Origin of the sequence: Kocuria sp., from assembly GCF_030536815.1 — a bacterium.
Classification (GTDB): domain Bacteria; phylum Actinomycetota; class Actinomycetes; order Actinomycetales; family Micrococcaceae; genus Kocuria; species Kocuria gwangalliensis.
On record NZ_JAUNPE010000167.1, the window covers coordinates 1,618 to 4,313 of the forward strand.

Here is a 2,696-nt window from a genome sequence, read left to right on the forward strand (position 1 = left end):
GTCCCGCTCAAGACCCTCGACGAACAGCCGGGCGGCCCGCATGGGTCCCACGGTGTGTGATGAGGACGGGCCAATTCCGACCGAGAACAGATCCAATGCGCTCAGTGCCACGAGCTCACCTCCGGTTTTCTGGGGGACTGGTCCCCGAACACTATCAATGATGGCTTCTGCGTCGTGAGCTCATACAGACCGCCTGCGCATGACACGACCACATCGGCTACCGCAACACCACCGTGCGGTGCCCGGAAAGAATCACCCGGCCTTCGCAGTGCCACCGAACGGCGTTGGACAGCGCCTTGCATTCCGAGTCCCGCCCCGCGGCCACCAGGTCCTCCGGGCCGTAGGTGTGATCGGCTTCCACCACCTGCTGAGCAATGATGGGGCCTTCATCCAGTTCGTCACTCACGTAGTGTGCGGTGGCCCCCACGGTCTTCACCCCGCGTTCGTACGCCTGGTGGTACGGTTTGGCGCCCTTGAAACTGGGGAGGAACGAGTGGTGGATGTTGATGACCCGCCCCCGCATGCGTTCCACCAGGGACTCACTCAGTACCTGCATGTACCGGGCGAGTACCACCAGATCCACGGTGTACTGGTCCACCAGGTCCAGGAGTCGTGTCTCCGCCTCCGGCTTGTTCTCCTTGGTCACGGGCACGTGATGGAAGTCGATGCCGTGCCACTCCACCAACGCTTGGTGATCCAGATGGTTGGACACCACCGCCACGATCTCAATGGGAAGTTCCCCCACTCGGGCACGGAACAGCAGGTCATTGAGGCAGTGACCGTACTTGGAGACCATCACCAGCACGCGGCGCTTCTGCCCGTGAGGTCGCAGCTCCCAGTTCATGTGGAACCGTTGCGCCACCGGCTCCAAGTCCGCCCGCAGCGCTTGCTCATACAGTGCCTCACCCCTGGATGACACCACGTGGACGCGCATGAAGAACCGTTCCTGACGGCGATCGTCGAACTGCTTCAGTTCCGCAATGGTGCACCCGTGCTCAAGCAGCACGCCGGTGACCGCGTGCACGATACCCACGTCCTCCGGGCAGTCGAGGGTCAGAACCAGTTCGGTGGTCTCAGCGCCGGTGCGCGCCCGTTGTACGTCCGTCACGAGGCAACTCCTTCTTCGATCTTTCACGACTGTGGTGGTTCCGCCCGTGAGCTGATGGTGACCGTCACGGGCGGAACCCTCAGGCGACTTCTTCCCCGGAGTACTCCACCATCGCGTCCAGGAGCCACCGGACCGTGTAATCGGCGAAGGACGCCCTGGGCATGATCCGGTAGGTGAGGTCCTCCGTCTGCCACAGCAGGACGGGTACCGGACCCAGCAACGTGGACACCGCCCGCCCGGGGGTGAAGCTGCGCGGGTGCAGATCCACGTGGCAGCCCTTCTCCAAGACGGCGCGCGCCGAGGGCCCGGACAGCTCCAGCGTGGTGCGGTTGGCGGACAGGTCCACGGCCTGCCCGGCCGGGCCACCCTCGACGAAGACCGCCGCGAGCTTCTGCGCGAGCGGGTGGGTGGCCAGGGTGGGCAGGGCGCCCGGGTCGCGCTCGGAGCGGGTGTCCAGTCCGGGCACGGGGGCGACCTCGTCCCCGGTGACGGCCAAGAACTCGTCCGGGCCCAGCCACACCACGGCTGCCTCCGAGGTGTCCCCCGTGACCTCACCGCATGCGGCGGGGAGCCCCACGCCGAGCACCTCGGTGACCGCCTCCGCGGCGGGGGTCCCCGGCGTCACCCTGATCCCGACCATGGTCAGGAAAGGCACCTCCCGCAGACTCACCCCGCGCTCGCCGGACACGCTCGCGTTCTTCATCTCCCCGGCCAGGTGCTCGACGGGGCTGCGGCGCAAGTGCGCCGCGTGCTCCGCCGTGCGCTCGGCCCTGTTCATCATGGTTTGCTCAGCCATCTCGACGCTTTCCTTCCGGGTCGTAAACGACGGGTTCGGCCACCAGCACGTCCACCAGCTGCCCGTCCAGGGGTGCCTGCAGGGTCTCACCGATGCGGTTGCGGCCGTCCTTGATCAGGGCCAGCCCGAAGGTCCGACCCAGCGCGGCACTGTTGTAACTGGAGGTCACATGCCCCTCCATGGGCACGGGTCCCTCCTGAGGAGTGATCGGTGTGCCCTGTTTAACCAGCTGGGTACCTTCCGGCAACCTGTAGTCGGTGTCCACGGGCAGCACGGCGACCAGTTCCTTGCGCACCTCGCCCTCCAGCCCCTTGCGGAAGTACGAGCGGTTGCCAATGAAGTCCTTCCGCTTGGACACCACCCAATCCATCCCCAGATCCTGCGGGGTGACGGTGCCGTCCGTGTCCTGACCCACGATCGGGAAGGCCTTCTCGGCACGCAGCACGTGCATGGTCTCGGTGCCGTAGGGAGTGATGCCGTACTCCTGACCGGCCTGCCACACGTCCTCGAAGACCTCCGCTCCCCACCACGTGGGCACGTTGATCTCGAACGCGAGTTCCCCCGAGAACGAGATCCGACAGATGCGCGCGGGGATCCCGCTGGCCAGGGAGACCTCACGGTAGGCCATGAACGGGAACGCGTCGTTGGACACGTTCAGCTCCGGTACGAGCTTGGCGACCACGTCCCGGGAACGGGGCCCGGCCACGGCCACGGTGGTCCACTGCTCAGTCGCGGAGGTGCACACCACGTCCAACTCCGGCCACTCGGTCTGCAGCCACTCCTCGAGCCAGT

At 66.2% G+C, this 2,696-nt stretch carries 4 protein-coding genes; all 4 read right to left on the reverse strand.

Annotated elements, in window-relative coordinates; all coding sequences use genetic code 11:
• Nucleotides 1-111, reverse strand: a 111-nt coding sequence (locus Q4E95_RS13920) for a serine dehydratase beta chain (protein WP_368660329.1), incomplete at its 3' end; no start/stop codon positions are given.
• A 106-nt stretch (nt 112-217) separates the two neighbouring features.
• Nucleotides 218-1,108, reverse strand: coding sequence for a formyltetrahydrofolate deformylase (purU, locus tag Q4E95_RS11400; protein WP_303383422.1), 891 nt, complete (start codon nt 1,106-1,108; stop codon nt 218-220).
• A gap of 79 nt (nt 1,109-1,187) precedes the next feature.
• Nucleotides 1,188-1,904 (reverse strand): sarcosine oxidase subunit gamma, encoded by a 717-nt coding sequence (locus Q4E95_RS11405; RefSeq protein ID WP_162229438.1) that lies wholly within the window; start codon nt 1,902-1,904, stop codon nt 1,188-1,190.
• Nucleotides 1,897-2,696 (reverse strand): aminomethyltransferase family protein (locus tag Q4E95_RS11410; RefSeq protein WP_303383423.1); only part of this gene is annotated, 800 nt, incomplete at its 5' end. The genes Q4E95_RS11405 and Q4E95_RS11410, both read right to left, overlap by 8 nt.